Consider the following 5953-nt stretch of genomic DNA (forward strand, 5'->3'; position numbering starts at 1 on the left):
AATCGGCTGAATCGCTTGATCCATCGCGGCGACCGTCTTGTTGATGTTGAGATAGTTTTCGTCGTACTTCGTCATTTCGCGCGCGTTCACCCATACGAGCTGGAGCGGATCGGCGCCGAGGCCGTAACGAAGCTGCATCTCTTTGTACGTGCCGTTCGCGGAGTTCACGATGTCGTCCGGATATTTGATCGTGTCGCCTTCCTTCGTATACGATACGCCTTCGACCCCTGCGCTCGCGAGCAGCGCGCCCTCTTCGGAGAAGAAAATTTCGTCGATCGTACGAACGATTCGCTCGAAGTCCTTGCGCTCCGCGGTCTTCTTCGGGAACAGGATGCCGGAGCCCGTGCTGCTCTTCGGCTGGTGATGCGCGCCGGCCGGACCTTGCAGCGGCGGGTACATCTGGAGGTTGAAGCCTTCCTCGGTCGCCGCCGATTCGATGCCGCCGATTTGATCGTAATACGCATAGGATGCCATCGATGCGCCGGTCGCGAGCTTCTGCGCCCACTTGTCGCCGTCGATCGGCTCCGCCATCTCCGGATCGATCAAGCCTTCGGCATACAGCTTCGCGAGGTACCTCATGTACTCTCTATACTCCTCGCTGATCGCGCCGGGGAAGTATTTCTTGTTCTCGTAGTCCCAGCTGAGCGTATTCGTGCCGGACGCGCCGTTCTTGCCGACGCTGATGCCGTACGACGGCATCGTCATGCGGTACAGCACGCGAGGACCGGCGAGAATCGTCAGCGGGTAGGAATCCGGTTTTTCTTCTTTGTACTTCTTGAGAATCGCGTACAGGTCGTCGAACGTCTTCGGATCCGAGAACCCATGTTTCTCGAGGAAGTCTTGGCGAAGAATCAAGCCGCCGTCGTAGAACGGCTTGTCGAACAGCGAAGGCAGGTAATACAGCTTGCCGTCCTTCAGGGTGAGATTTGAAATCGCTTCCTTCAATCCGAACGCTTCGACGCGGGCGTTGAAGTTCGGCGTCCAATCGGAGTAGTCGCTGATCGGCACGAGCGCGCCGTTCAGGGCGAGGGAACCGTTTTCCCCTTTGGTCGTCTGATTTAAGATGATGTCGGGCACGTTCGTGCCAGTGTTAAGCGCGAGCGAAACTTTCGTCGCATAATCGGCGATCGGGATGACTTCGAAGGAAAGATCGACGTTGTATCGCTTTTCGATTTCCGTGATGAGCAGCCAATCGTCTTTGAACGGGAGCGTCGCGTTATCCGGGTAGTACAAGCTCAGCTTGAGCGGTTCCTCCGCTGCCGGCGCCTGCGTGTCGCTGCCGGCGTCGTTCGATGCGGGCGCCTTCGGCGTGTCCGTTGTTTCGCTGCCGCCGCCCGAGCTGCCCGAGCTGCAGGCGAGGAGCGAAGACATCATCACGACTGTCGCCAGAGATGCGGATACGAGTTTGTTTCTCTTCATACCATGAATGACCTCCCAAAAATGAATGACGATGTGTTTTCCATAACTCATGCCCGAATCATAGCATTATTTTGTTTCATGGGTCAATTGGTTTTGTGAAATTTTATTTCACGATTTTTTATCAAGCAAAAACGGGCCGGGATGCTCCCCGGCCCGCTTCGCGTTACCGTCGAAAGGATTAGTTCATGAAGAATAAATCGACCTCGCGAGCCGCGCGGCGCCTTCGGCGGGAGTCGGCTCCGCGGCGGCGCAGTCCGCCGCGAACCGGACGCTTGGATGCCGCGCCGCGAGCGAGCGGCGGAAGGCGTCCCGGAACGCCGGCGACGCTCGAAACACGGAGCCGGCGAACGCGACGGGCTCCGCCAGGAACGACGGGCGTCGGTCGAGCAGCCCCGCCGCCGTCGCCGCGAGCGCCTTGGCTTCGCCGCGCACGATGTCGGCGGCGACCGCGTCGCCCGCCTCGCAGGCGTCGATCGCGAGCTTCGCGAAAGACGCGAGGTCAGCCTTGGTGATCTCGGGCCGATAGATGTATGATTTTAATTCGGGGGGCTCGCGGAGCGACAGCGACGCAAGCAAGACCGGCGTCATGTCCGTAGCGGGCATCGTACCGTCGTAAGCGGCCATGACGGCCTTCAAGGCGCGTAGGCCGATCGAGTACCCGCTGCCTTCGTCGCCGAGAAGATGGCCCCAGCCGCCGGCGCGATGCCGGCTGCCGTCCGGCTCGACGCCGTATACGATAGAGCCGGTGCCGGAGACGGCGAGCAGTCCCCACGGGCGGCCGACCGCGGCCATCAGCGAGATTTCCGCCTCGGATAGCAGCGAGAACGGGACGTCCCGGCCGAGGCGATCGAACGAGAAGGCCCGGATCGCGTCCTCGAACGCGCGGCGCTCCGCCGGCAGGTCGACGCCGGACAACCCGAGGCACAGCCCGGCGAGCTGCCTGCCTCGCAACGCGTCGGAATCGACGAGCGATCGCAATAAGGAGAGAAGCTCGCGGATCGCGCCGGCTTCCGAGACCGCGTGCGGATTCGTGGACGCACCCGCCGTGCGTTGCAGGACCACGCCGTCCTCCGAAATCGCGGCGAGCTCGGTCTTCGTGCCGCCGCCGTCGACGCCGAGGTAATAGAACATGCGAACGCCTCCGTGACATGTTCTTTAGAAGAACATTTTCCTTAAGTATAAGCCAAGAGGTAAGGGTTGTAAAATAAATTTTCATGATATAAAAATATCTTGAAATAAATTTTCACGGAAACTATAATGGGGTTTATAGAATCGAAAGCGGATTCTTAGTTGACGTGTCATAACGAGACATAACTGTCGGAAGCGTTAGCGCGATCTAGGAGGTGAAGCCCATGTACGGCGGATTGGTACGGCTGAGAGAAGTGATCGATCAAGTGAATCCGTCCGAACGCAAGGTGGCCGCTTACATATTGGAGCACCCGCAGGAGATGATCGAGCAATCCGTAGCGCAGCTCGCCGCGAACAGCGGCGCGAGCCAAGCGGCGATCGTGCGCCTCTGTAAGTCGCTGGGCGTGAAGAGTTATCAAGAGTTGAAGCTGAAGGTCGCGGGCGACTTGCAGGAGCAGCGGAACGGCAATTCGTCCGCCGCGGGGTACTCGGACATTCAGCCTAACGATTCTATCGAACGGATCATCCAGAATGTCTCGAACAACAACATTCAATCGATTCGAGACACGGTGAAAATTGTGGACGCCGCGGCAGTGGAACGGGCCGTGAACGCGCTGAGCGAGGCGAAGCGCATCTTCTTCTTCGGCGTCGGCGCATCGAATTTGATCGCGATGGACGCGCAACAGAAGTTTCTTCGCATTAATAAGACCAGTTTATCGTTTCCGGACCCGCATGTACAGTTGACGTCCGCGGTGACGATGACGCCGGAGGATGCCGCGGTGGGCATCTCGTATTCGGGCGAGACGAGCGAAATCCTAAGGGCGCTCTCCATCGCGAAGGAGCACGGCGGCACGACGATCAGCATAACGAAATACGGCGACAACTCCATCAGCCGAACGGCGGACATTCCGTTGTTCACCTCTTCCACCGAGACGGAAATCCGGAGCGGTGCGATGGCGTCTCGGATTTCGCAGCTGAACGTTATAGACATACTCTATATCGGAGTCGCGAGTCGGAATTATGAGCGGGCGGTCACCTATTTGGAGGAGAGTCGACGCGCGATTCGGGATCGGTAGAACGGGCGACCGAGAGGCAAGGATCGAACAGGAGGGCACCACCGATGAAGAAACGAGGACTTTCGACGACGCGCCGGCTTCGGGCGGGCGCGTGGAGGATTCGGCGTGGCTAAAGTGATAACGGGATTAGAGCGTCTGGCGCGGGAATGCGATGGTCGTCTTGCGGGCGCACGTATCGGCCTCGTGACGAATCCGACCGGCATCACGTCGGACTTTCGCACCGCGATCGAGGTGTGCTCCGAGCTGCCGAGCGCGCGGTTGACCGCCTTGTTCGCGTGCGAGCACGGCTTGTACGGCGAACGGCAGGCGGGCGATCGGTTCGAAGACGGCGTGGACGCGGCGACCGGCGTGCCGGTATACAGCTTGTATGGGCCGCGCAAAGCGCCGGATGCGGCGACGCTCGCGGACGTCGACGTTCTGTTGTTCGACATTCAGGACCTGGGGATGCGCTTTTATACTTACGGTTCCACGCTAGTGTATTTGCTGCGAGCCTGCGCGGAGCACGGGAAGCCCCTGCTCGTGCTCGATCGGCCGAATCCGCTCGGCGGCGACGTCGTTGAAGGCGGCTTGCTCGCGCCGGGCTTCGAGTCGATGGTCGGTGCCTGGGAGATGCCGGTGCGTACGGGCCTGACGGTCGGAGAGACGGCGCTTATGGCCAACGCGGCGCTCGGCATCGGCTGCGACGTTGGGGTTGTGCCGATGGAAGGCTGGACTCGCGCAATGGAATATCCGGATACGGGATTGCCGTGGATACTGCCGTCGCCGAACATCCCGACGATCGATACGGCTCGGGTGTATGCGGGCACTTGCCTTTTCGAAGGGACTTGTCTTTCGGAAGGTCGGGGCACGACGCGTCCGTTCGAGTGGATCGGCGCGCCGTGGCTCGACGGTCGACGCGTCGCGGACGCGATGAACGCGTACGGGCTTCCCGGCGTCCGGTTCCATCCGAGCTATGCGACGCCGACGTTCTCGAAGCATGCGGGCGCGCTGTGCGGCGGCGTGCGCTTGTTCGTGACGGAGCCGGCGGCGTTCGAAGCGGTGCGGACGGGGTTGACGCTGCTGCATACGGTCGCGCGGCTGTATCCGAACGACTTCGCTTGGCTGCCGCCGTTCAAGGAAGGGCTGCGTCCGTTCATCGATTCGTTAACGGGCGGCGAGGATGTGCGTCTTTCGATTGCGTCCGAAGCGGGGCTGGCGCGCATCTTGGACGATTGGGCGCGGGACGCGGCCGACTGGCGGAAGCGCCGGAAGCCGTATTTACAATACTAGGGAGTTGGGTCGGATGAACGAGGAGACGCTGTTGTCTCGCATGACGCTGCGGGAGAAGATCGGGCAGATGCTGCTCGTCGGCTTTCACGGGACGGAGGTGCCCGAGGAGCTGCGGAAGTTCATCGCGGAGGGTCGGATCGGGGGTGTGATCTTGTTCGCGCGGAACGTCGAGTCGCCGGCGCAGGTGGCGCGGCTGACTGCCTCGTTGCAGGAGGCCGCTCGAGAGGCGGGCGTGCCGCCGCTGTGGATTTCCATCGACCAGGAGGGCGGCATGGTCGCGCGGCTGACGGAGGGCGTCGCGCTCATGCCCGGCAATATGGCGGTCGCGGCGACGGGAGAGCCGTCGCTCGCGTACGAGGCGGCGCTCGTCGCCGCCCGGGAGCTGCGCGCGCTCGGCATTAATATGAATTACGCGCCGGTGCTCGACGTGAATAACAATCCGGCGAACCCGGTCATCGGCGTGAGATCGTACGGCGAATCGCCGGAGCGCGTCGCGGCGTTCGGCGCGGCGGCGATCCGCGGTCATGCGGCGGCGGGCGTCGCGGCTGCGGCGAAGCATTTCCCCGGGCACGGGGACACGAGCGTCGACTCGCATTTGGACTTGCCGCTCGTCGGCCACGACCGGTCGCGGCTCGACGCGGTGGAGCTGGCGCCGTTCCGGCGGGCGATCGCGGAAGGGGTCGATCTGATTATGACCGCGCATGTGCGCTTTCCGGCGATCGAGCCGAACGATCTGCCCGCGACGCTGTCTCCGGCCGTCTTGACGGGGCTGCTTCGCGGAGAGCTCGGCTTCGACGGCGTCATTACGACCGATTGCATGGAGATGAAAGCGATTGCCGATTATTACGGCACCGTCGAGGCGGCGGTGCTCGCCGTCGCGGCCGGCGCCGATCAGGTGCTCGTCAGCCATACGCTCGAGCAGCAGCGCGGGGCGCTTGCCGCCATTGCGGAAGCGGTGCAGGACGGGCGCATTCCGGCGGAACGCATCGAGGAGGCCGCGCGGCGTTCGCTGCGGCTGAAGGCGGCACGCGGCGTGTTAAGCGGCGCTTCGAGCGCGTCCG

Annotated in this window: 5 protein-coding genes; 3 read left to right on the top strand and 2 right to left on the bottom strand. The window is 62.1% G+C overall.

Annotated features, from left to right (window positions below; all coding sequences use genetic code 11):
• Window positions 1-1419, bottom strand: a 1419-nt coding sequence (locus tag VEZ38_RS17790; RefSeq protein ID WP_324895859.1) for an extracellular solute-binding protein, incomplete at its 3' end; no start/stop codon positions are given.
• Between the two features lie 183 nt (window positions 1420-1602).
• Window positions 1603-2550, bottom strand: coding sequence for an N-acetylglucosamine kinase (locus tag VEZ38_RS17795; protein WP_324895861.1), 948 nt, complete (start codon window positions 2548-2550; stop codon window positions 1603-1605).
• Window positions 2551-2771: 221 nt separating this feature from the next.
• Here VEZ38_RS17795 and VEZ38_RS17800 point away from each other — a divergent pair, with 221 nt between their 5' ends.
• The 3 genes from VEZ38_RS17800 to nagZ all read left to right on the top strand — a co-directional run.
• A complete protein-coding gene (locus VEZ38_RS17800) occupies window positions 2772-3623 on the top strand; it encodes a MurR/RpiR family transcriptional regulator (RefSeq protein ID WP_324895863.1) in 852 nt (283 codons plus the stop codon).
• Window positions 3624-3728: 105 nt separating this feature from the next.
• Window positions 3729-4892, top strand: a complete 1164-nt coding sequence (locus VEZ38_RS17805; protein ID WP_324895865.1) for a DUF1343 domain-containing protein — start codon at window positions 3729-3731, stop codon at window positions 4890-4892.
• Between the two features lie 13 nt (window positions 4893-4905).
• The coding region (gene nagZ / locus VEZ38_RS17810; protein WP_324895867.1) for a beta-N-acetylhexosaminidase at window positions 4906-5953 on the top strand (1048 nt) is incomplete at its 3' end.

Source organism: Paenibacillus sp., from assembly GCF_035645235.1.
GTDB lineage: Bacteria > Bacillota > Bacilli > Paenibacillales > YIM-B00363 > Paenibacillus_AE.

Bases quoted from the DNA above. Each gene is read 5' to 3' on its own strand.
- VEZ38_RS17795 (WP_324895861.1), bottom strand. From the start codon at position 2,550: ATGTTCTATTACCTCGGCGTCGACGGCGGCGGCACGAAGACCGAGCTC.
- VEZ38_RS17800 (WP_324895863.1), top strand. From the start codon at position 2,772: ATGTACGGCGGATTGGTACGGCTGAGAGAAGTGATCGATCAAGTGAAT.